The 22725-nt window shown below is 48.1% G+C and carries 18 protein-coding genes; 10 read left to right on the forward strand and 8 right to left on the reverse strand.

What is annotated here, in order from left to right; genetic code table 11:
* Positions 1-30: 30 nt before the first annotated feature.
* A complete protein-coding gene (gene typA / locus IE064_RS07195) occupies positions 31-1854 on the reverse strand; it encodes a translational GTPase TypA (protein WP_133040000.1) in 1824 nt (607 codons plus the stop codon).
* A 760-nt stretch (positions 1855-2614) separates the two neighbouring features.
* On the opposite strand from typA, the gene glnA reads away from it, so the two are divergent.
* Positions 2615-4027 carry a glutamate--ammonia ligase gene (gene glnA, locus IE064_RS07200; RefSeq protein WP_133040001.1) on the forward strand — a complete coding sequence of 471 codons (1413 nt, stop codon included), beginning with the start codon at positions 2615-2617 and terminating at the stop codon, positions 4025-4027.
* Positions 4028-4126: 99 nt separating this feature from the next.
* On the opposite strand, the gene IE064_RS07205 is transcribed toward glnA, so the two are convergent.
* A complete protein-coding gene (locus tag IE064_RS07205; protein WP_189617251.1) occupies positions 4127-5041 on the reverse strand; it encodes a LysR family transcriptional regulator in 915 nt (304 codons plus the stop codon).
* A 112-nt stretch (positions 5042-5153) separates the two neighbouring features.
* Between IE064_RS07205 and IE064_RS07210 the strand changes: the two genes are divergently transcribed.
* The 5 genes from IE064_RS07210 (at position 5154) to glnG (ending at position 11197) form a co-directional block, all read left to right on the forward strand.
* Entirely contained in the window at positions 5154-5909 is a 756-nt protein-coding gene (locus IE064_RS07210; protein ID WP_189617252.1) for an SDR family NAD(P)-dependent oxidoreductase, read from the forward strand.
* Between the two features lie 61 nt (positions 5910-5970).
* Entirely contained in the window at positions 5971-7944 is a 1974-nt protein-coding gene (locus IE064_RS07215) for an FUSC family protein (protein ID WP_189617253.1), read from the forward strand.
* A gap of 90 nt (positions 7945-8034) precedes the next feature.
* Positions 8035-8586 (forward strand): DUF4124 domain-containing protein, encoded by a 552-nt coding sequence (locus tag IE064_RS07220; protein WP_189617254.1) that lies wholly within the window; start codon positions 8035-8037, stop codon positions 8584-8586.
* 117 nt (positions 8587-8703) lie between these two features.
* Positions 8704-9771: a nitrogen regulation protein NR(II) gene (gene glnL, locus IE064_RS07225; protein WP_189617255.1), complete on the forward strand. Its 1068-nt coding sequence runs from the start codon at positions 8704-8706 to the stop codon at positions 9769-9771.
* A 22-nt stretch (positions 9772-9793) separates the two neighbouring features.
* The gene (gene glnG / locus IE064_RS07230) at positions 9794-11197 is read left to right on the forward strand and encodes a nitrogen regulation protein NR(I) (RefSeq protein WP_133040007.1); all 1404 of its coding nucleotides are present in this window, start codon (positions 9794-9796) and stop codon (positions 11195-11197) included.
* Positions 11198-11291: 94 nt separating this feature from the next.
* On the opposite strand, the gene IE064_RS07235 is transcribed toward glnG, so the two are convergent.
* The 3 genes from IE064_RS07235 to IE064_RS07245 all read right to left on the reverse strand — a co-directional run bounded on the left by IE064_RS07235 (position 11292) and on the right by IE064_RS07245 (position 14871).
* Positions 11292-13196, reverse strand: a complete 1905-nt coding sequence (locus IE064_RS07235; protein WP_189617256.1) for a methyl-accepting chemotaxis protein — start codon at positions 13194-13196, stop codon at positions 11292-11294.
* Between the two features lie 155 nt (positions 13197-13351).
* Complete coding sequence (fieF, locus tag IE064_RS07240; RefSeq protein ID WP_189617257.1) at positions 13352-14239, reverse strand: cation efflux pump FieF; 888 nt, start codon at positions 14237-14239, stop codon at positions 13352-13354.
* A 47-nt stretch (positions 14240-14286) separates the two neighbouring features.
* On the reverse strand, positions 14287-14871 hold the full coding sequence (locus IE064_RS07245) for a Spy/CpxP family protein refolding chaperone (RefSeq protein ID WP_189617258.1): 585 nt from the start codon (positions 14869-14871) through the stop codon (positions 14287-14289).
* Positions 14872-15095: 224 nt separating this feature from the next.
* Here IE064_RS07245 and IE064_RS07250 point away from each other — a divergent pair, with 224 nt between their 5' ends.
* Both IE064_RS07250 and IE064_RS07255 read left to right on the forward strand, forming a co-directional pair.
* Positions 15096-15782 carry a response regulator gene (locus IE064_RS07250; protein WP_133040010.1) on the forward strand — a complete coding sequence of 229 codons (687 nt, stop codon included), beginning with the start codon at positions 15096-15098 and terminating at the stop codon, positions 15780-15782.
* Positions 15782-17254 carry an ATP-binding protein gene (locus IE064_RS07255; RefSeq protein WP_189617259.1) on the forward strand — a complete coding sequence of 491 codons (1473 nt, stop codon included), beginning with the start codon at positions 15782-15784 and terminating at the stop codon, positions 17252-17254. The genes IE064_RS07250 and IE064_RS07255 overlap by 1 nt, the downstream gene beginning before the upstream one ends.
* A gap of 2 nt (positions 17255-17256) precedes the next feature.
* Here the strand turns inward: IE064_RS07255 and IE064_RS07260 are convergent, their stop codons facing one another.
* Positions 17257-18078, reverse strand: a complete 822-nt coding sequence (locus IE064_RS07260; protein WP_189617260.1) for a pyridoxamine 5'-phosphate oxidase family protein — start codon at positions 18076-18078, stop codon at positions 17257-17259.
* Between the two features lie 124 nt (positions 18079-18202).
* Here IE064_RS07260 and trmL point away from each other — a divergent pair, with 124 nt between their 5' ends.
* Complete coding sequence (gene trmL / locus IE064_RS07265) at positions 18203-18667, forward strand: tRNA (uridine(34)/cytosine(34)/5-carboxymethylaminomethyluridine(34)-2'-O)-methyltransferase TrmL (protein ID WP_133040013.1); 465 nt, start codon at positions 18203-18205, stop codon at positions 18665-18667.
* Positions 18668-18736: 69 nt separating this feature from the next.
* On the forward strand, positions 18737-19747 hold the full coding sequence (locus IE064_RS07270; RefSeq protein ID WP_189617261.1) for a hypothetical protein: 1011 nt from the start codon (positions 18737-18739) through the stop codon (positions 19745-19747).
* Between the two features lie 134 nt (positions 19748-19881).
* On the opposite strand, the gene IE064_RS07275 is transcribed toward IE064_RS07270, so the two are convergent.
* Together IE064_RS07275 and IE064_RS07280 are read right to left on the reverse strand one after the other, a co-directional pair.
* Complete coding sequence (locus IE064_RS07275) at positions 19882-21339, reverse strand: M16 family metallopeptidase (RefSeq protein ID WP_189617262.1); 1458 nt, start codon at positions 21337-21339, stop codon at positions 19882-19884.
* Entirely contained in the window at positions 21336-22664 is a 1329-nt protein-coding gene (locus IE064_RS07280; protein WP_189617263.1) for a M16 family metallopeptidase, read from the reverse strand. The genes IE064_RS07275 and IE064_RS07280 overlap by 4 nt, the downstream gene beginning before the upstream one ends.
* Positions 22665-22725: the final 61 nt, after the last annotated feature.

Genomic DNA, 22725 nt, shown 5'->3' on the forward strand with positions numbered 1-22725 from the left:
ATTTGGATATCTATCGATTATCCGCAGAGATTAACCCTGACGATAAGCGCGTTTACGATCCATTTCAGTCAGATACTTCTTACGCAAACGAATGCTCTTCGGTGTGACTTCCACCAGCTCATCGTCATCGATGAATTCCAGTGCTTGTTCCAGCGTCATCACAATCGGAGGTGTCAACGTCTGTGCTTCGTCAGTACCAGAAGCTCGAATGTTGGTCAGCTGTTTTCCTTTCAGACAGTTCACTGTCAGATCGTTGGAACGGCTGTGGATACCCACGATCTGGCCTTCATAGATTTCGGCCGCGTGACCAATAAACAACCGGCCACGTTCCTGGAGATAGAACAGTGAATATGTCAAAGCTTTACCGGTGGCGTTGGAGATCAATACGCCGTTAGCACGCTGGCCGATATCACCTTCTTTATAAGGACCGTAATGATCAAAAGAGTGATACAGCAGACCGGTACCAGAAGTGGACGTCATAAAGTCGGTCTGGAAACCAATCAAGCCACGACTCGGGATCATAAAATCAATGCGCACACGGCCTTTGCCGTCTGGTTGCATGTCTTTCATATCCGCTTTACGGATACCGAGTTTTTCAATAACAGTGCCTTGATGCTGTTCTTCCACATCCACGGTCAGTTGTTCATAGGGTTCGCACTTGACGCCATCGATCTCTTTGAGGATCACTTCTGGACGAGAAACCGCTAACTCGTAACCTTCACGACGCATATTTTCGATCAGGATAGACAGATGCAACTCACCACGACCGGACACTTTGAAGCGATCTGGGCTATCTGTTTCTTCAACACGCAATGCCACATTGTGCACCAGTTCAGTTTGCAGACGTTCCAGAATATTACGAGAAGTCACAAACTTACCTTCTTTGCCGGCAAACGGTGAAGTGTTTACCTGGAAGGTCATGGTCATTGTGGGTTCGTCAACACTCAGAGGTGGTAACGCTTCCACATTATTAGTGGCACAAACGGTGTCAGAAATTTTCAGTTCACCCAAACCAGTTATCGCGACGATGTCACCGGCATCAGCTTCAGTAACTTCATTACGCTCCAGTCCGAGATAGCCCAATACCTGGCCAACTTTACCATTACGAGTTTTGCCATCGGCGCCAACCACAGTCACCTGCTGGTTGGTTTTGACACTGCCGCGTTTGATACGACCAACGCCAATCACCCCAACGTAGGAGCTATAGTCCAGCTGTGAAATCTGCATCTGGAACGGACCTTCATCGTCAGCATCTGGTGGCGATACTTTGTCGATAATGGTCTGGAACAGCGGCGTCATATCATCGCTATGAGTGGCAGGATCTAGTGACGCGTACCCATTCAGTGCCGAGGTATAAACAATTGGGAAATCCAGTTGCTCATCGGTCGCACCTAAATTTACAAACAGGTCAAACACCTGATCAATCACCCAGTCAGGACGAGCCCCTGGACGGTCAATCTTGTTAATGACGACAATGGGCTTCAGTCCCTGAGCAAAGGCTTTCTTGGTAACAAAACGAGTCTGTGGCATCGGGCCATCAACTGCATCTACCAGCAGCAATACCGAGTCAACCATGGACAATACGCGTTCCACTTCACCACCGAAGTCAGCGTGCCCGGGAGTATCTACGATATTGATACGATAGTCCTGCCAGCGAATGGCAGTGTTTTTCGCCAAAATGGTAATACCACGCTCTTTTTCAAGATCGTTAGAGTCCATTACTCGCTCAACCGCTTCACCACGGGAGGCAAGTGTGCCGGACTGCGACAACAACTTATCCACGAGGGTAGTTTTGCCATGGTCAACATGCGCGATAATCGCGATGTTTCTTAATTTATTGAGTTCACTCGACATTTTACTTGTGACGCCTTTGTTTGCATCGGGGACTGCATGCCAGCGGGCAGAAATTTTAGCCGCCGGATACGTTAATTCTTGCGGAAAGGCGGCGATTATACACTGAGCTATGTGTCATTGATATTAATTTATACAATTTGCTTATCGCGTCTGTGTCCCGAGAACGTCAGAAAAGCCCGTGCGTTTTTTTCTGGGCAGATATATCACCAAGTTGGGGCAAGTCGATTGCATTCCTAGCACCTTTAGCAGAGCGATGGACATTTTCTATGTAGACGAAATGTTTGTTGTGTAGGCAACACTTGGCTGAGGTTGTTCGCTAATCTGAATGGCCTTTTTTGCTGCACCGGCGTTATTAATTTCTCAAAAGTTTAAGTCACATAAAGCCCTTGGTTTACGGGAAAAACCTGCACAAATTTAAGATCTTTACAACAATACAATAACGGTTGATTTACCCTTAATAGCGCTCTACTCTAACCGAGGCAGGTAGCAGTGTAAGTGGTCATCCTTCGGCGAAATTCCAAGGCTCCGTCATTAATGTGTCAGAACGTGGCCCGCACCAAAAAATGGCAACATTGCACCATAAATGTGCATACTTAACTGTTTTATTTGCGCCATATTCGAACATACCCTTTGATTTCAGCGTGTTAAAGATCTGGCACAGCTCTGGCTTATAGAAGCCCTAATTACAGGCGGCGCCCAGCGCAGAGCTTACACAAAAGTTGACAAAGGGCATAAACATACCCTACCCGGAGGCTTGAGAATGTCATCAGTTAAATCTGTTTTAAAACAGCTTGAAGAGTTGGAAGTAAAGTTTGTCGATTTGCGTTTTGTTGATACCAAGGGTAAAGAACAGCACGTATCAGTACCTTCTCATCAAGTAGATGCTGATTTCTTCGAAGACGGCAAAATGTTTGACGGTTCTTCTATTGCAGGCTGGAAAGGTATCAATGAATCTGACATGGTGCTGATGCCAGATGCGTCTACTTTTGTGTTGGACCCGTTCACCGAAGAAACCACCGCCATTATCCGTTGTGACGTACTCGAACCTGCCACCATGCAGGGTTACAACCGTGACCCACGTTCTATCGCCAAGAAAGCGGAAGAATATCTGAAGTCTACCGGTATTGCTGACACAGTATTGATCGGCCCCGAACCAGAATTCTTCGTATTTGACGATGTGCGTTTCGGTTCAGATATGTCCGGCAACTTCTACAAAATCGGCGCCAAAGAAGCGGCTTGGAGTTCTGCTAACGAATATGAAGAAGGTAACACTGGTCACCGCCCAATGGTGAAAGGTGGTTATTTCCCTGTACCTCCAGTCGATTCATCACAAGACTGGCGCAGTGCGACCTGTCTGGTACTGGAAGAGATGGGTCTGAAAGTTGAAGCGCACCATCATGAAGTGGCAACAGCTGGTCAGAATGAAATTGCAACTCGCTTTAACACGCTGACCGCCAAAGCGGACGAAATCCTGACGCTGAAATATGTTGTACACAACATGGCCCATGCCTACGGCAAAACCGCCACCTTTATGCCAAAACCCATCATGGGCGATAACGGCAGTGGTATGCATGTACATCAATCTTTGTCTAAGGATGGTGTTAACCTGTTCGCCGGTGACAAATATGCAGGCTTGTCTGAAACCTGTCTGTACTATATTGGCGGTATCATCAAGCACGCTCGCGCACTGAACGCCTTCACCAACCCAAGTACTAACTCATACAAGCGTCTGGTACCACACTTTGAAGCCCCGGTAATGCTGGCTTACTCTGCCCGTAACCGTAGTGCTTCTATCCGTATCCCAGTGGTACCATCACCAAAAGCACGTCGTATCGAGACTCGCTTCCCAGATCCAGCCGCTAACCCATATTTGGCGTTCGCGGCACTGATGATGGCGGGCCTGGATGGTATCCAGAACAAGATCCACCCTGGCGATGCCATGGACAAGGACCTGTATGATCTGCCAGCTGAAGAAGCACTGGCTATCCCAACCGTCTCTGAGTCCCTAGACATTGCACTGGCGGCACTGGATGCTGACCGTGACTTCCTCACCAAAGGCGGGGTATTCTCTGATGACTTCATCGATTCCTACATCGCACTGAAGACTGCAGAATCAGAGAAAGTTAACCGTACAACTCACCCAGTAGAATTTGAGCTGTATTACAGCCTGTAAGGATTGCCCTGCAATCAACCCGATGAGTCAAGCCATCGGAGTATAAAAATAAAGCCCCGGGTTTATCCCGGGGCACTTATTTTGCCACCCTGCCTATATTCAGCGGCTTAACACTATGCCTTCTCCGGTAGCGAGCAGTTGCGTCAACCAGTCACTCAGTAATCGCAACCGCTGTGATAAGTGACGGCGATGCGGATACAACAAATACACTGGCATACTAGGCACCATAATATCTGGCAAAATCTGCTGTAACTCGCCCGTTTTAAGATACTGACTCAGGCCCAGCAACGGCGACTGGATAATGCCAAGATGGCCACGGCAAGCCGCGACATAAGCATCACTGTTATTGACAAACACGCTTGTCGGCATCGGCAGTATTTGTAGTGTCTGCCCATCAAGATATTCAAAGCCTCCCGCATCACCGAAAGTGGTGACATATTGCACTAACTGGTGCTGCGCTAAATCTCTAAGTGTTTGCGGAATGCCACAACGTTGTATGTAGGAGGCGGAAGCTACACTCACTTGTTGCAAATAACCCAGCTTTTTCGCTACAACGCCTTCCTGTTCCAGTTTGCCGATACGCAACACCGCATCAAAACCTTCAGCCACAATATCCACTTTACGGTCAGTGCTGCTGATCTCCAATATCAGTTGCGGATGCTGCGCCATAAACGCCTGTAATGCTGGAAATAGCAAATGACGGGCAAAGCCTTGCGACATATCAATACGGATCCGGCCACTGAGAGACCGTTCCCGACGCAAAAACAGCTCTTCCAGTTCACTATAGTCACTGAGCAGCGCCTGACAGCGTTGTAGGCATTGTTCGCCGTCTAGCGTTAGCCGTACTTTGCGTGTAGTACGCTGCAACAAGCGTACTTGCCATTGCTGTTCCAACTGTTGCACCGTTTTAGACACTTGAGTGCGGGATATTCCTAGACTATCACTGGCGCCGGTAAAGCTGCCTAACTCCGCCACGCGCAAGAAAATACGCATCGCTTCTAACCTGTCTTGCATTTTGATTATCCCTAATTTGGAACATATCTATCCTTTATAAGTAGGTTTATCCACAAAATGCAAATCAATATGCTGATACCGATATCAACTTATGTGATAACGGAGACAACTCATGCAACAGATAACTCTGATTACCGGCGGTAGCCGTGGCCTTGGTAAGCATATGGCGCTGGCGCTTGCTGCTCGCGGGCACGACCTGATCCTCACCTACCAACATAACGCTAGCGCTGCTGCCGAGGTCCAACAACAGGTGGCGACACTTGGTCGCAAGGCTGAACTATTGCCGTTGGACGTGGCAGACAGCAATACTTTTGCCAACTTTGCCAAAACCGTCGCCGCACTGCTGCAGCAGCATTGGCAAGGGGCTGCATTGAATCATCTGGTGAATAACGCAGGTATCGGTCTGCACCAGCCATTAGCGGCAACCACAGAGGCGCAATTTGACGAGCTGTACCGTATCCACCTGAAAGGTCCAATGTTTTTGACGCAAGCATTACTGCCGTTGCTCAGTGATGGCGGTTCAGTGCTGAATATCTCCAGTGGTCTGGCACGCTTTGCCATCAATGGTGCTGGCGCTTATGCGGCGATGAAAGGTGCCATTGAGGTGCTCACTCGCTACTGGGCCAAAGAGCTGGGGCCGCGCCAGATTCGAGTTAATGTGCTGGCTCCTGGTGCAATCGAGACCGATTTCAGTGGTGGTGTGGTACGTGATAATCCAGAAATGAATCAATATGTCGCCTCGCAGACTGCGCTGGGACGGGCGGGACTGCCAACGGATATTGGTGATGCCGTTACGTTATTGCTATCAGAGGAAGCACGCTGGATTACCGCCCAACGTATCGAGGCATCGGGCGGGATGTTCATTTGAAAAAACAGAAAAATATCTGTTAGTAACCGCTGAAATAACTACGGGGAATGGATTAAAATATATGACAGTTAATCCATCCCCTTGTTTGATCCCAATGTTTTCCAAAATAGTAATGCTGGTACTGCACTGGTTACCGGACAGATCTGATCTTCCAGAAGGACTGCGTATTGGTCTGCCAATGATGGCGGGCTTATTGTTGTTTTCAGCGGTCGGAGATACCACCAGTGGTGTCAATGCGCTGATCTGTGCTTGGTTGGTGGGCGTCCAGGGCCGGAATATTGCCTATCCTAAACGCCTGACCTTATTGAGCTTATCGGCGGTTTTGTGTTGTGTCGGTGCCGGACTGTCGATGCTGAGTCTGATCCAACCATTACTGGGGATTGCGGTGCTGATGCTCGTCGGTCTGCTATATGGTTTATGTTCCAACCAACGTAAATATATTCAGTTGCTTACCTACAATGTGGGCTTCTCACTGATTTGTGCCATGCACCTATTAGAAACCGATACGCCTTGGCTAATGGTGTTACTGTCAACCGCCTTTGGCAGTTGGAGCGCTATGCTCAGTGCCGTGCTAGCGGGTCCTTGGTTGTCTATCCAGCAAGGAGAACAGCTACTGGCGAAAGTGACCCGACAATTTGTCAGTTGGTGCACCATCCTGGGTTACTCTGATGCGGCTAATGTTGGCAAGCGGCTGGCGTTGCGCGAACAGCTAGATGACGCGATTGCGGTGCTGGCTCACTGGCTACAGGAAATGCCGGACAACAGCGCAGTAAAACGTATCGCCAGCGGGTTACGCTCACAACTGCAGTTGATAGAAGCAATGGAAGAGATCGGCCGTATTCGTCAGCATGAAACCTCCATGGCGAATGCGACGGCACTGCAACACTATCTGTACGAGTTTGCAGCTAACTTTGATGCTTTTTTGCTGCAAGGAGCACCGTTACCTCATCTGCCGCTGGGAAATGGGCAGCATCCTGCGTTAACTGCCGTTGAACAACAGATCCAACAAGCGCTATTGCCCAGTACACCATTACCGGCGAATTGGCGCACAATTCTCAAACTTATCTGGCCTTCTGACGCCGACAGCATAAAAACCCAATGGCGCAAAGCACTGCATAAAGGCTCAAGGGAATGGCATCATGGTCTGCGTATTCTTTTCACCTTATTCTGTTGCCAACTGGTGGTAGAACTGTTGCCCTTCCAGCAAGGTTACTGGGTCACGTTAACGGCTTTTATCCTGCTGATGGCAGCACCACTTGGGCAGTTGCAATTGCGCATCTGGGGCCGTTTTTATGGCACGCTGCTAGGTTCTTTAGTGGCTTTGGCACTGGTGTGGTATTGCGGTACCGGTGCCTGGTTATTGCCTACAACTTGTCTGACACTATTTCTGGCATTTGCGACTTACTATAAAGCCCGCTATGAGATCCATGTATTCTGGCTAACGGTAATGATGGTTTTTGCTATCACCTTGTTATTGCCAGCCGAACCTTATATCGCTTTTTACCGGGCACTAGATACGCTGACCGGAGTCGTGTTATCAGTGCTGGCAATGTATCTGTTTATTCCGAGCTGGACACGTCGCTGGCTGGATAACTACGTATGCCACTTCATTGAACTGGAACAACAGTGGTTGCAAAGCATCGCCAATGGAACGCCTGATATTGCTTTGCGCTGGCAGGCTCACGCCGCATTGCGACAGCTGAGCCTAGAGGTCAGTTACATGAAACTGGAACCTAACACTTCAGCCAGAGAGCTGCAGGACTGGCAGAGCTTTTTGTGGCTGGGGCTGACATTGCACTGCACGCTGGTAGTGTTGGCAAGACAAGGCCAGCAATCGCAACTACGGCCTTTTTGTCAACAACTGGCGGCTTGGTCAACGTTGTTTCGCAGGCGTTTGCAACCTCAATGGTCATTATTACCACCAGCCACAACTGTCAGCGATGAAGTTCATCAATGGCTGTTGCAGGATATTGCGCAGTTGTATGCCTGGCTGCATTGGCAACAGCCATTCCAACTGACATCCAAGCACCAGTGATACAAATTAATGAACCAGCTGATTTTGCTGGGCAAAACAGCAACTACCGGCTAGTCTTAACAAGACATTAACCAATGGCAGGAACAGGTTATGCGTATTTTGCTGATCGTACTTTGTCTGTTATCTGTTGTAGCTCAGGCGACTGTCTATAAATGGGTGGACAAGGATGGCAATATTCATTACAGCGATCAGCCACATAGCAATGCGCAACAGGTGCAGTTGAATGAAAACACCGATAATCAAGTCAGCATGGCTCCGGTTAAGCCCCTCAATATTGCCGGTGCTACCGCAGTAACTGAGCAAAAGGCCATATATCAGGTCAGTATTCTATCCCCCCACCATGAAGAAACCATTCGTGACAACGCCGGCGACTTTACGGTAACAGGTGATGTACAGCCGCAACTGGCATCCGGCCATTACCTACAGCTATATATCGATGGCATTGCCACTACCGACGCCCAAACTTCGGCGCTGTTTTCTTTGAAGGATATCGATCGGGGCGAGCATAAACTACAACTCAAAGTAATCCAGCAAAACGGCAAAGTCCTTGCATCCAGCTCAGAAATTACCATTTTTCTGCACCAAGCTGGGCTAATCAAACCCGCGATTCCAGCACCGAGTGTCAAAAGAGCCAATGGATAACTATTTTAATTCATAGTGTTATCCACATAGTTGCGTTCTTCTTAGTATTCGGTAGCAACTTGCGGCTTGCACCAGAATGGCGCACTATTATGGTGCATAACGATCTGGAATATGCCGATGGACACGAATTTACTGCTCAATCATCTGGTGACCGCAGTATTGGTTATCGACGGCGAGTTACGCCCGGCCTATGCCAATGCTGCGGCGGAACAACTACTGGGAGTTTCCAGTCATAAGCTGAAAGAACAACTGCTGACCGACAGTCTGCATATGCTAGCCATCGATGCCAAAGTGCTGAAAAACGCCGTCATCGGGCAACAAGGACTCACCGTCAATACCTCACAATTAGTGACGCTGGATGGGCAACACCATACCGTCGATTTAACACTGGTTCCTATGGAACATGATGCGGAACAATCGGCTTGCAGCCTGTTGGAATTGCGTCAGGTGGACCAACAACGGCGCATCCACCAGCAACTGACGCTGGATGCACAGCAGCAGGCGGCTCAGTTTCTGGTACGTAATCTGGCGCATGAGATCAAAAATCCACTTGGTGGCTTACGCGGCGCGGCGCAACTGTTGTCAAAAGAACTGAGTGATGAACATCTGCGGGAGTTCACCACACTGATTATTGAACAAGCGGATCGGTTGCGTAGTTTAGTTGACCGTTTACTGGGGCCACAAAAACCTTCGCAGCACAAAGTGTTAAACATACACATGGTGATCCAGAAAGTATTGAATCTGGTAAGCGTTACATTGCCACCAAACATTCGTTTACGGCAGGATTACGATCCATCGATCCCAGACTTACCGATGGATGAAGACCAACTGCAACAAGCCATTCTCAACATAGTGCAAAACGCCATTCAGGCGCTCGAGCAACAGAAAGCCGGCGACATTATGCTCCGTACCCGTACGGCACATCAGGTGACTATTGGCACACAACGCCACAAGTTAGCGCTGATCCTGTCGATCATCGATAACGGCCCAGGTATTGCGCCAGAGTTGGTTGATACCTTGTTTTACCCGATGGTTACCGGCCGTAAGGATGGCAATGGTCTCGGGCTTTCCATTGCTCACAATATTGCACGTTTGCACGGTGGTCGTATTGACTGTAATTCGACGCCGGGCCACACAGAATTTAGCCTGACCCTACCTATCAATCTGGATCAGGACAACTTATAAGGTCAGCAGAAGAGGGAACAACATGAGTGAACAAGTATGGATCCTCGATGACGACAGCTCCATCCGCTGGGTACTGGAGCGGGCACTACGCGGTGCCAAAATCAGTTGCAGCAGCTTTGCAGCGGCTGAATCGTTGTGGGATGCGCTGCAGATTGCCCAGCCGCGCGTCATAGTGTCTGACATTCGTATGCCTGGCACCGATGGGCTGACATTGTTGGAACGCATCAACGTCCATTACCCACATATCCCGGTCATCATCATGACCGCGCATTCGGATCTGGATAGTGCAGTGAGTGCCTATCAAGCAGGAGCATTTGAATATCTGCCAAAACCCTTTGATATTGATGAGGCCATTACGCTTGTTGAGCGGGCGATTACTCACGCCACCGAACATTCACCGGTACCCGTGGAGTCTCAGCTCAACACCCCGGAAATCATCGGCGAAGCCCCGGCCATGCAGGAGGTGTTTCGCGCTATTGGTCGCTTGTCACGCTCATCCATCAGTGTATTGATTAACGGTCAGTCTGGCACAGGTAAAGAGCTGGTGGCCGGAGCACTACACAAACACAGCCCTCGCCGAGATCAATCTTTTATCGCGCTGAATATGGCCGCCATTCCCAAGGAGTTGATTGAGTCTGAACTGTTTGGTCATGAAAAAGGGGCATTTACCGGCGCTGCTAACGTGCGCCAAGGCCGCTTCGAACAAGCCAATGGCGGGACACTGTTTCTGGACGAAATCGGCGACATGCCACTAGATGTGCAAACCCGCCTGTTACGGGTACTGGCAGATGGTCAGTTTTACCGGATAGGCGGCCACTCCCCGGTTCGCGTAGATGTGCGCATTATTGCTGCCACCCACCAGGATCTGGAATTACTGGTACAAAAAGGTCAGTTCCGCGAAGATCTATTCCACCGCCTTAATGTCATCCGTATTCATCTACCGCCGTTATCACAACGCCGCGAAGATATTCCACAGTTAGCGCGCTATTTTCTATCCCAGGCGGCGAAAGAAATTGGTGTAGAAGCAAAAATTCTCACCAAGGAGACTGCTGCAAAACTACAACAACTGCCATGGCCGGGGAACGTCAGGCAGTTAGAGAACACCTGTCGCTGGCTGACAGTGATGGCCTCTGGACAGGAGATACTGCCTCAGGATTTACCCCATGAACTGTTTAAAGATCCCGTGATTCAGACAAATGGTAATGGTAATTCCCAAGACTGGCAGAGTGCTTTACGGCTATGGCTAGATCAGCGCCTGTCTCAGGGAGAAAACGATCTGCTAACGGAAATCCAACCTGCATTTGAGCGCATCTTGCTTGAGACGGCCTTAGAACACACCCAAGGCCACAAACAGGAAGCCGCCAAGCGCTTAGGCTGGGGTCGTAACACCTTGACCCGTAAGCTTAAAGAACTATCGATGGACTAATAACGAAACATAGCCAGCCACGAGCGCTGGCTATGTCTTACTTGAAGTACAACTTTTATGAGTGACTGGCTCAAACCTAAAAAGCTAAGTCGCGCTACAACTTGAATTTATTTACAATGGTCACAAGTTGACCATTAACTTTTTCAATGTCGGCAGCATTGGCTGATGATGCCAAACCCACATTTTTAAGTTCAGATACAATACCGCTGATAGTATTCATGTTATGACTCACTTCTTTAGTAACACAACTCTGCTCTTCGGCGGCAGTAGCAATTTGCCCACTTAGGTCATTGATATGATTTATAAAAACAATTAATGAATCCAGACTATTGGCCACTGCATCCGACTCTACGGCAGTTTCCTGACAGCGTTTTTTTGTTTCATCCATCGAATTAACAACTTGCTGGCTACCCGACAGCAGATTTTCAATTGCCTGTTCGATTTCGGCCGTACTATCTTTAGTTCTATTAGCCAGCTCTCTTACTTCATCAGCAACCACGGCAAATCCACGACCTTGTTCCCCAGCTCTGGCAGCCTCAATTGCAGCATTTAAGGCTAACAAATTGGTCTGTTCAGCTATTTTGCCGATAACGTTAAGCACAGTACTGATCCCTGTCGTATGTGTATTCATTTCCTGCACATATTTAGCGGCTTGTTCAACGTCCGCAATAAGTGCTTTGACCGCCTTCTGAGATTTAGCAACAATTTTTTTAGACTCTGCACTCGTTTGATTGGCATCATCGGTCAGCTTAGCGGTGTTAGCAGCATCACTCGCCATCGAATTAGCAGTGGCATCCATTTCTTCAATAGCTGTAGCAATCTGCTCTGTTTCTTGGACATGGCTATTCAACATGTCACTATTATTATCCGCCAATACTTTCAGTTGCCGGACATTTGAATGCAGTACCTCGGTTGAATTCTTAACCTCACACATCATCCCTTGAAGATTAGCAATAAATGTATTTATTCCCTTGCAAATTTCGCCTATATCATCATTTGTCGTAACTTTAAGGCGTTGCGTCAAATCCCCATTACCACTAGATAAATTAGAGACCATTTGACGCAGAGAAATAATTGGTCGATATAAAAAGTTAATAACTGCAAATGCAATTAAAACGCAGATAATAGTCGATATAACAGTGACTATTATTGCATGTTGTCTAGCAGTTTTTAATGCAGCAAATACTGTATCTTTCTCTAAACCAACCACCACATACCATTTTTTATCACCAATATTGATACGCTGAGAAAAAAGAATTTTATCAATACCATTCACTTGATATTCAATCATAGTCTTATTATTGCTGACAACATTCAGTGCCGCATCTTTAAACCAATTGTAACTGGTGGCTGTTTTCCCTGTTTCGACTAACTTGGAAGACGATGCAAGTAAGGTAGTGTCTTGATTCAAAATCACAACGACTGCATCTTGCATTTCATCAGAAGGTTTAACCAACTGATTTAAAAATGATAACTTTAAATCTGCCGATACAATGCCACCTTTAATTTTCTTAATGATAGTGATCCAATAAGTGCCATCAGTTCCCAGATATGGTTCAGTAACAGTGACATTAGAGGTAGCAAGAGCATTTTTATACCAAGGCCGTTCAGTTACATTTCCCTTATATTTATGATCGGGCCAATGACTATCTGTTTGGTTCCAATAACCATCACCGTTATCAAAAGCGACAATGGCACTATCAGAATTCATTGCAGCTGCAATTAATTTAGTGAGTGCGATTATTTCATCAGTTGTGCCATTAATCCCAGTATTAAGAAAATTTTCGGATATTTTGCTAATACCGCCAACTTTCTCGTTAATCATGGTTTCAATGACTTTACCCATACCATCAACATAGTCTCGACTTTGTTTAATAATATCATTCGTAAGGGCATTTTTTTGTTGAAAATAAGCAATAGTGCTCGCTGCAGAAACAGAGATGGCAACCAAGAACATTATGGAAATCATCAATATTCTTTTCAAACCCATATTCATCATTAAGGTCACCTTAGTATATAAAATTACTATTTTATAAATAACGGGATTCTGGCATATCTTAAGTGTGTTTTACTTAAGTATCCCATCTAGTTTAGACCATAGTTGGACGGGCTGAGTTTACTATATTTTGAGCACCGTCAAATATCACATCAATACTATCGCTCTTCCACGACATCATCAGGATCCTGGTGGATGATCACTTCTGCACTCGGAAACAATTCAAGAATACGGTTCTCAGCATCTACAGCAATTTCATGTGCATCATGCAATGATAGCGCCCCATCTAATTCCATATGTAGCTGAATGAATACAGTCTGACCTGACTGCCGAGTCCGCAGGTCGTGGACTCCCTGCACTCGTTTATCTAGGCAGGCAATATCGGAGATTTGCTGACGGGTTTCTTCATCCAATTCGCGATCCAGTAGCGCTTGGATGGAACGGTATCCCAAGCCCCAAGACTGATGACCAATATAAAGCGCAATCAGCACGGCAAATAGACCATCGGCCCACCACCAGCCGTATTGTGCCAACACTAGTGCCAGTAACACTGCGGCATTAAGAAATAGATCGGATTTATAGTGCAACGAATCGGCTGCAACTACACTGCTGGCAGTTGCATCCAGCGCTTTTTTCTGCACGATGACCAAAGCCAACGTCAGCACAATCGCGATAACCGACACCACGATCCCGACTGTGGCGTGTTGCAATGGCTCTGGAGTGATTAAGCGTCCACCACCGTGCAATAGGAGTAAGAAGGCACTGCCCATGATAAAAGCCGACTGCGCCAACGTTGCCAGATGTTCGGCCTTGCCATGACCATAACGGTGATCATGATCCGCGGGGATAAGTGCATAGCGAATGGCAATAAAATTAACCACCGATGCCATCACATCGGCAATAGAGTCAGTCACAGACGCCAGCATACTGGCCGAGCCAGACCACAGCCAGGCCAGTAACTTTATCAAGATCAGTGTAGAGGCAGTTGCGATTGCGGCACGACTTGCCAGCTTTACCCAAAACGCATAATGGGAACTTTGTGTCATCGACTAGGCTCAGAAAATTAACGCTAACTGGGCCTATTTTAACAGAGTCAATCGTCCTGGTCTGTGTTCCACATTGGCATTTTTTCCAGCTGGCTCTTAAGCTCGGTCTTCTGTTTTTCGGTCAACAGATTATACAGCTGGTTGTGAAGCTTCATGCGTTGCAGCTGCTGTTGAGTGCGCCATTGCTGTTGCTGCTCAAGCAGTTTTTTCGCTTTGGACTCATCAAACTTAGCCGCAGTCATCACTTCCTGCATCGCTTTGTGCCGGGCAATACGGTCAGCTTGCATACTGTCGCGTTGAGCATCAAACAGCTTTTTCATAGCCGTTTTCTGTTCTTCTGTCAGTTCCAAGTGATGCATGGCCATAAAACCCATGCGGTCCATGCCAAAGCCCATTCCATAAGAGAAGCCACCGCGCATCCCCTTACCACCAGGCATACCTGGTCCCATGCCTTGACCACGCATCATACCTGCACCTTTCCCCATATACTGAGGACATGGACAAGCGGGCGCCGGCGGCGGAGTAACATCGGCTTTATCGGTCTTGTCAGCATCTGCTGCAAAGGCGCCGGTTGCCCAAAGACTAGACGCCGCTACCAGCGCCAACACACCTGTTTTAAGCTGCTTAACCATTGTTTTGTCCCTCACTTTGCAAACGGATTTCATGTGGATACCTTAAGTTTATATCCTGCACTGTAATAGTGGATACTCAATGAGTAAATCACCGTAAATAACACCCTATCCCACTGAAAATTAGCATCTTTACCCATTCTTACACAGCATGACTACAATTGACTGATAAATAGGTATACTGCTCACAATATATAGATAATGGCAAGCGTGTGGGAAAAGTCACTATGAGCCGGATTTTGTTGGTAGACGATGATTTGGCACTGGCAGAGTTACTGAGCCAATTGCTGGAGCTGGAAGGCTTTGAGCTGACAATGGCTTATGATGGTCAAACCGGGCTGAACATGGCACTGGCAGAGGATTTTGATATTATTCTGCTGGATGTGATGCTGCCAAAGTTAAGCGGTTTTGCGGTATTACAGGAATTACGCAGTAAAAAACAAACGCCGGTGTTAATGCTGACCGCCCGGGGCGATGAAATTGACCGAGTGATTGGATTAGAACGCGGTGCTGACGATTATCTGCCAAAACCATTTAATGATCGGGAACTGGTGGCAAGAATCCGCGCCATCATCCGCCGTTCCAATACTATCGCACAAGACATCCACCACAATAATGAGTTGGCGTTAGGTGACATCAAAATGGATCCGACTCGTCAGGAAGCGTACTGCAACGAACAACTGCTGATGCTGACAGGTACGGAATTCAGTTTGTTATTCGCGTTAGCACAGCAAGCAGGCGACCTGATCAGCAAAGATGAGCTCAGTGAAAGAGTGCTGGGCAAGAAATTGATGCCATTTGATCGCAGCCTGGACATGCATCTTTCCAACCTACGCAAAAAATTGCCGGAGCGCCCTGATGGCCGACCACGGGTAAAAACCATTCGTGGCAAAGGCTACATCTGGATCCCTTAATGTCAGCGTTTTTTTTGCCCAACCGTCTGTTCATCAAGCTGCTGATCGGTTTTTGGCTGTGTAGCAGTTTAATTATATTGGCAGTCGGCAGTCTGCCGCTGTTACAACAGAGCCATGAAGCTGGTGAGATCCCTCCGCCTATCATGAATGTTCTGCAGCGAGTGGTAGAAAAACTACAACGTTCGCCGGAACGATTACGCAATATTCGGACAATGGAAGGTGCGGACGTTGACCATCATCGCCCGCTGGTGGCTCCACCAGATGTCGACCCAACGATAAATTTTCCAGGCCCCCGGGCAGAAAGACCTGGTGATCCTAAACGTCCCAGGAATATGGGAGAACAGCCGTTTCATCTGTTTATATTTGATGCGCAAGGGCAACTGATTAACAGCCCGAGACTGCCACTGACAGTGCGTAATAATCTGCTGATGATCTCCGCACTGGAACGGCCGAGTCCGCGTGCTTTTAGTTTTCGTGAAGAAATGTTTTTCGGGCCAATTGTCTTTAGCTCCAATGGCGAAAACTACCGTTTGTATGCTGGTTTACCAGGGCCGCATCGGCTTCCTTGGTTCTTCTTTTTTATTGAACACAAACTGCTGACACTGTCGTTAGCGATTTTATTATCAGGCGTCTTATGTGCTCTGCTGGCTTGGCATCTAGGTAAGCCGTTGATGTCATTAAAATTAGCGGCCAATGCCCTAGCGCATGGAAACCTGACCAACCGGGTGGATGAGGCAACCTCCAGACGCCACGATGAGATTGGAGAACTGGGCATCGCTTTCAACAGCATGGCCGATGCTATTGAGCGCATGGTCAACAGCCAACGCCGCTTGATCAGTGACATTTCTCATGAATTACGTACCCCCTTAACCAGATTGCAACTAGCGCTAGCACTGGCACGCAAAAGAGGTTTTGCCGGAGAAGAAACCGAACGCATAGCCTATGAAGCAGATCAACTGGGACAGATGATTGCCGAGCTGTTGGAATTATCTCGGGTGACCCTTAAAACACCGGAAGAGAAAGTCTATGTCGGTCTTGCCGAATCTTTGAGTCAGGTGCTGGATGATGCCGAATTTGAAGCGGCACAGCAGGGAAAGAATATCCTTATTCAGATCCCAGAAGAGTTAGTAGTACCGCATTACCCCCGGCCCTTGTCACGTGCCATTGAAAATCTGTTACGCAACGCCATCCGCTACGCAGAAACCGAGATAACGCTCTGTGCCAGCGTGGAACAAAATCAAGTGCTGATTATTATCGCTGACGATGGTCCGGGCATTGAAGAACAAGAGCTGCAGGCTATTTTTAAACCCTTCTATCGCCCCCAGTCCGCACGTGACCGCGAAACTGGTGGCTGGGGACTAGGTTTGGCCATTACGGAAGCTGCCGTTGCCGCACATCATGGCACCATCAGTGCCCGTAATCGCATCGTTGGCGGTCTGGAAGTCACCATGAAATTGCCACTGGTGGGCTAGCGTCAGGCCATCTGCGGGCAAACCACATGTAACGGCCGCAAATGGTACATTTCCACCGCTGGATGACTAAAAAACCCCACTTCCCATGGATTTTTACAGATGAACTGTTCCTTGAGCTGTGCAAATAATGGTGAGGTCTTAGGAATTTGATACATCTCGCCGCTAATGATGCTGTAGTTCCACTCTATTGCCACCTCGAACGCAAAAGTCGCACGGCTATCAATGGCAAAATAACAGCGATTGTCTTTGCGCAATAGCTGCGCTTTAAAGGTTTCTGGAAAGGTGATGAGGAAAATATCATCATCAACAGATGATAGAAATGCCATCACAGTTGAGTGAGGTTGGCGCAGTGCATGTGTTAACAATACGCCGATCTTGTTGTCTTGTTCATTGAGATCAATCTGCGGTGCTTGTTGTAATGGTGATACCGGCAATTGAGTATCGCGGCGCTGATCCAGCGGATACTGATAATCCGCAGCGCGATACTCCTTAACCACTGACGCCCCATAAAACACTTGGTACTCCTGCGCATGAATGCTGACCTCATGCGGCGAGATCCGACTGACCTTTCCTTTGTATGACAATCGAAACACCTGCAGTTCAGCATCATATTCTGATACGCCAGTGCGATTATCCAAATGCAAGGTCACCCATTCATCCATCACCAGTTGATGACCTTTGGGAAAGGTAGCCGTCAGCTCAATATCACTGTTCACATGTACGCCACAGATATAAACATCCATGCCTACGGAGGCTGCACCGTATGTTCCCAAAACGCCTAATACGCGCTTGCCAATCAATTCTGAAAGCGTCCGCTCTATCATATTCCCTGCTATTGTGACCCAAACACTGCTGTGATAACACTTGGCCCACGACTGACAAGCCGCTGTTACCGGTAAACAATTACTTTTATAATGCCTGCGTTTTTAGCTGTCGGCCATACTTACCATGTTCCATATCGCTTTATACGAGCCAGAAATTGCGCCGAATACCGGCAATATCATTCGTCTTTGCGCCAATAATGGCAGCCAGTTGCACCTCATAGAACCGCTGGGATTTGATTTAGAGGAAAAGAAACTGCGCCGCGCCGGACTCGATTACCGAGACCTGACATCGGTGCAGCGTTATGCCAACTTCGAAGCCTTTCTACGTGCCATGACAGGTAAACGTATTTTTGCCTGTACCACCAAAGGCAGCCGTCCGCATTCAGAAGCGCACTATCAGCCAGGCGATGTGCTGCTGTTTGGCCCCGAGACTCGAGGTCTGCCATTATCTATTATCGAGTCGCTGCCAACAGAGCAACGTATCCGCATACCAATGGTGTCCAGCAGCCGCAGTCTCAACTTGTCCAATGCTGTGGCAATTATCAGTTATGAGGCATGGCGCCAACAAGATTACGGAGCCGCCCGCTAGTGCTTCTCCGACCGCCACGATTTTGATAAGGTACTGATTACAAGGCTCCCTATTCAGGAAGTGGCGGGAATGAGCAAACTGAAAAGCCGCATCAAAACCCAGCATCAGCTTAGTTTCCACGGTGATTACAGCTGTGAAACAGTCGCTTTTTTTGACAACAACATACTGGTGCTGCGGCTGTGGGATCAACAGGCCAGCCAACCTTTATTACAGTTCCGCCGCGCAGACGATTTGCAACTGTTGCTGTCATTACCACTGGCTGAATATGACGGCAGCCAGATTTTTTGTCGCTGGGGTGCTGGTCTTGCGTTGTTAGGCAAGTCTGGACTGTGGTTCTGGCCTAGTATTGCCGAACAGGAAGCAGAATTTTACCCACTGCACAACGGTGACGTATTGCAGCAGCAACTCAATGGCCAGCAGTATCAATTTACGCCATTACAAATGGTGGCCCTTGATGAACAGCAACTACTACTGCGAATGAGCGGCGCTAATAACCGCAATGGCCGGGCAATTTCCTGGCTGTTCATTAACGAAGACGGTAACAGTCATATCGTTAACCGCTTTAAAGAACTCGACGATACCGAAGTGCTGCAGTTACCAGTTTTTGCACAGACACAACCTGAGCTGGCGGCAATAGCCGTCAACAACGGCACCATCTGGAGTTTGTGTTATCCACAAACTGGCGCTAAACAACACACAGCCAGTGTGAATGTATTGGTGCCTTACCAATATCGGCTGCCAAAAACCTTGTTGGGCTCGCTGTCGAAACTGCTGGGTGCGGGTCAAAAACGTGAATTACTATTGCAGCCCGGTCTGCAACCACTTGCTGGCGGTGATGCTTGCTTTAGTGAAAACCACCAATGGTTATGGTTGCATCCTAAAGGCAAGAGCAGTTTAGATTGCTATGCCATTGGCTCGGGTCTTAGTCAGCATCAGATCAGTCTTACACCAGGGCAAAATCTCGGTGATATCACCAAACGCCAAGCGCACCTGAGTTTCTGGGATGAAAAGCAATTTCTGGTGCATAACGGCACGCAGCTTAACCTGTGTGAAGTGTTGTTACCCACGACTACCGCCTAATTCGTCAGCATTATGACCTTACATCAGTAATCTGTGTTTGTCTGGCAGTGAGATTAGCCAATATGGCTAACAGAATTGCAGCCAAGGCACAAAAATGCCGGCACATGACCGGCATTTATCAGCTCAGAGATTAGTCAACCGCCAAAGCCCACAGCTTTGATATCCAGTTGTTTTACCTGTCCATATTTAGCAGCAATCGGTGCAATCTTGGCAGCGTTACCAATCAACACAAACTGCAGCTTATCTTTGGGGAAATAGGTATCAATTAAGCGTTTGCTTTCAGCAACAGTCAAGCTGTCCACCCGTTTCTGAAAATCGTTGATATACGACGCATCAAAACCGTAGATATACATATCTGAGAGCAGCCCCGCAAGCTCACCATTGGTTTCATAACGCGGCGGGAACTGTCCTTTCACGTAAGCTTTCGCCGACGCCAGCGTTGCCTCATCAATGCCTTTATCCCACAACCGCTGGTAGGTTTTCAGCGCCAGATCAACTGCCTGCTCAGTGGATGACATTTTGGTAAAGGTACTAATTTCAAACAAGCCAGCATCGCGATAACTGATAAAACTGGAGCGCGCCCCATAAGTCAGTCCAGAATTTACCCGCAACTCATCATTAAGCCAGGAAGTAAAGCGCCCACCGAGAATGGTATTCACCACGGATAACCCAATATAGTCTGGGTTGTTACGGGCCACCCCCATACCGCCAATCAGGAAGGTCGTTTCAATGGCATCCGGTTTATCCACTAGCAGCACTTGCGATTGCGTCAAGCTTGGCAAGCCCTGACTTAAATCCAGCATAGGTGCAGGCTTCTGTGATGACCAACGGCCAAATAACTGCTGTAGTTTGGCTTTCATTTGTACCGGGTCAAAATCACCGACCACGCTGATGGCGGTGTTGCCTGGCTGGTAAAACTGGTGATAAAACGCTTTCACCTCTGGCAATGTCAGCTTCGCCAATGAATCACGATCACCCGAGGTAGCGTTGCCATAGGGGTGATCAGCAAATATCAGCTTGCTGAAGTAACGGTTAATCACCGACTTAGGACTTTCTTTAGATTGTTCCAGTTCGGCAATATTGCGCTGCTTCAGTTTGGCAAATTCCTGCTTATCAAACCGTGGCTGCAACAGCACATCGGCCACCAGTCCAAGCATGATATCAGTATCCTTAGCCATAAAGTCAGCACTGAGGTAGCTACCCTCACGACCGCTACTGGTGTTTAAACTGGCACCGAGAAAATCAATCTGTTGTTCCAATTGCTGCTTGCTGTGTTTACCCGCACCTAATAACAAGGAATCCGCCGTCATACTGGCAATCCCCCCGATGTTGTCATCGACACTCCCCGCTCTGACAACGGCATTGACAGTAATCAATGGCACTTCTTTTTGAGGCATAAGCATCAGTGTCAGACCATTGTCCAGTTTCACTGTCTCATAAGCTGGCAGCTGAAATTTGCCGGTATCCTGACTCACTTGCACAGTGGTTGCCGCAGTTTTAGAGGCTGACTGGGAAGCAGACTGACAGCCCATGAGGAATAATGTCGTCGCCGCAAGTAGTGTCAGTGGTGTTGCAATATTTTTATAGTTCATTTGTCTGTCTCCTCTTCGGCAGCCAGTACGCCGACAGTACGGTTAGCCTTGTTGAGATAAACTTGCGCAACCCGTTGAATATCCGCCAACGTCACTTTGTTATAAGCAGTTGGCGCATCAAACAGCTTCTGATAACTGCCAAAAAACAGTTCATAGGTGCCAATGGTGTTGGCCTTACCGTTAATGGTTTCCAGGGTACGATAAAAGTCCATCAGCTTGAGGTTTTTCGCTTTATCGAGCTCCTGCTGAGTAACTCCGTGAGTGGCAACATGATGGATCTGTGCTAACAGCGCCTGTTCTAGCTTGCTTTCAGTCACGCCCGGTGCCGCCACCGCGAGGACGTACAGCAAGTTCGGGTCAAATGCCATCGGCATATAGGTCTCAGCCTCCAAGGCCAACTGTTGATCCACCAGCCCACGGTACAAGCGGGAACTATTACCGTCACTGAGAATAGACGTCAGGAGATCCAGTGCGTAGTAGTCGTTATCACTGCTGGCGGGGACATGGTACGCCAACATAATGTTAGGAGTACTAACCGATGCCTTTTTGACAAAAATACGGCGCTCACCTAACTGTTTAGGTTCAACCGTTTTTATCGGTGCAGGCGGTTGCTGCGCCGGGATCGGAGCAAAATATTCATTTGCCAGCCGCTGCACTTCCGCTAGGGTCACATCGCCAGCAATTACCACCACAGCGTTGTTTGGCGCGTAATAGGTTTTGTGGTAATCCACTAGATCTTGTTGTGTCCAAGCGGCAATGTCTGACTCATGACCTATTACTGGCCAACTATAGGGATGTGCTAGAAATGCTACACCTTTCACGGGGCCTTGCAGTGCCTGCCAGTTTGAGTTTTCCAACCCGGTAGTGCGTTCCGACGCCACCACGCCGCGTTCACTGGCAACCATTTTCGGATCAATATCCAGATTCGCAATACGATCCGCTTCCAACTTAAAGATGGTTTCTAGTGCATTGGCAGGGAACCAGTCGGTGTATACCGTCACGTTCTCGGTGGTATAGGCGTTGTTAGCGCCTCCTGCGGCTTCCATCGTGCGGTCAAACATCTTCGGCCCATAGTGTTTAGAGCCGTTAAACATCATGTGTTCAAAGAAATGCGAGATACCGGTAATGCCAGGCCGTTCATTACGGGAACCGACTTTCCAGAACAGGTACATGTTAGCGTTGGGAATGGATGAATCCTCCAACACCATAATTTTCATGCCATTAGCCAGAGTAAAACTCTGAATATCCTTGGCGGTGGTCGCTTGTGCTGTAGCGGCGCTAAACAGACCTAGCGACAACAGCAAAGCGGTCAGTTGACGCTTCATGGTGTGCTCCTGAGATGAGTGTTCTCAGGTATCTTGTGGTGCTGGCACTAAGATGGCAAGT

It is taken from the genome of Shewanella fodinae, from assembly GCF_014651955.1.
Taxonomy (GTDB): Bacteria; Pseudomonadota; Gammaproteobacteria; order Enterobacterales; family Shewanellaceae; genus Shewanella; species Shewanella fodinae.

Excerpts from the sequence above, each read along its gene's own strand:
- IE064_RS07205 (WP_189617251.1), bottom strand. The coding sequence starts at position 5,041 with ATGCAAGACAGGTTAGAAGCGATGCGTATTTTCTTGCGCGTGGCGGAG.
- glnG (WP_133040007.1), top strand. The coding sequence starts at position 9,794 with ATGAGTGAACAAGTATGGATCCTCGATGACGACAGCTCCATCCGCTGG.
- trmL (WP_133040013.1), top strand. The coding sequence starts at position 18,203 with ATGTTCCATATCGCTTTATACGAGCCAGAAATTGCGCCGAATACCGGC.
- IE064_RS07235 (WP_189617256.1), bottom strand. The coding sequence starts at position 13,196 with ATGATGAATATGGGTTTGAAAAGAATATTGATGATTTCCATAATGTTC.
- IE064_RS07215 (WP_189617253.1), top strand. The coding sequence starts at position 5,971 with ATGACAGTTAATCCATCCCCTTGTTTGATCCCAATGTTTTCCAAAATA.
- IE064_RS07275 (WP_189617262.1), bottom strand. The coding sequence starts at position 21,339 with ATGAACTATAAAAATATTGCAACACCACTGACACTACTTGCGGCGACG.
- glnA (WP_133040001.1), top strand. The coding sequence starts at position 2,615 with ATGTCATCAGTTAAATCTGTTTTAAAACAGCTTGAAGAGTTGGAAGTA.
- IE064_RS07250 (WP_133040010.1), top strand. The coding sequence starts at position 15,096 with ATGAGCCGGATTTTGTTGGTAGACGATGATTTGGCACTGGCAGAGTTA.
- glnL (WP_189617255.1), top strand. The coding sequence starts at position 8,704 with ATGGACACGAATTTACTGCTCAATCATCTGGTGACCGCAGTATTGGTT.
- IE064_RS07220 (WP_189617254.1), top strand. The coding sequence starts at position 8,035 with ATGCGTATTTTGCTGATCGTACTTTGTCTGTTATCTGTTGTAGCTCAG.
- IE064_RS07255 (WP_189617259.1), top strand. The coding sequence starts at position 15,782 with ATGTCAGCGTTTTTTTTGCCCAACCGTCTGTTCATCAAGCTGCTGATC.
- IE064_RS07210 (WP_189617252.1), top strand. The coding sequence starts at position 5,154 with ATGCAACAGATAACTCTGATTACCGGCGGTAGCCGTGGCCTTGGTAAG.
- fieF (WP_189617257.1), bottom strand. The coding sequence starts at position 14,239 with ATGACACAAAGTTCCCATTATGCGTTTTGGGTAAAGCTGGCAAGTCGT.
- IE064_RS07245 (WP_189617258.1), bottom strand. The coding sequence starts at position 14,871 with ATGGTTAAGCAGCTTAAAACAGGTGTGTTGGCGCTGGTAGCGGCGTCT.
- IE064_RS07280 (WP_189617263.1), bottom strand. The coding sequence starts at position 22,664 with ATGAAGCGTCAACTGACCGCTTTGCTGTTGTCGCTAGGTCTGTTTAGC.
- IE064_RS07270 (WP_189617261.1), top strand. The coding sequence starts at position 18,737 with ATGAGCAAACTGAAAAGCCGCATCAAAACCCAGCATCAGCTTAGTTTC.
- IE064_RS07260 (WP_189617260.1), bottom strand. The coding sequence starts at position 18,078 with ATGATAGAGCGGACGCTTTCAGAATTGATTGGCAAGCGCGTATTAGGC.
- typA (WP_133040000.1), bottom strand. The coding sequence starts at position 1,854 with ATGTCGAGTGAACTCAATAAATTAAGAAACATCGCGATTATCGCGCAT.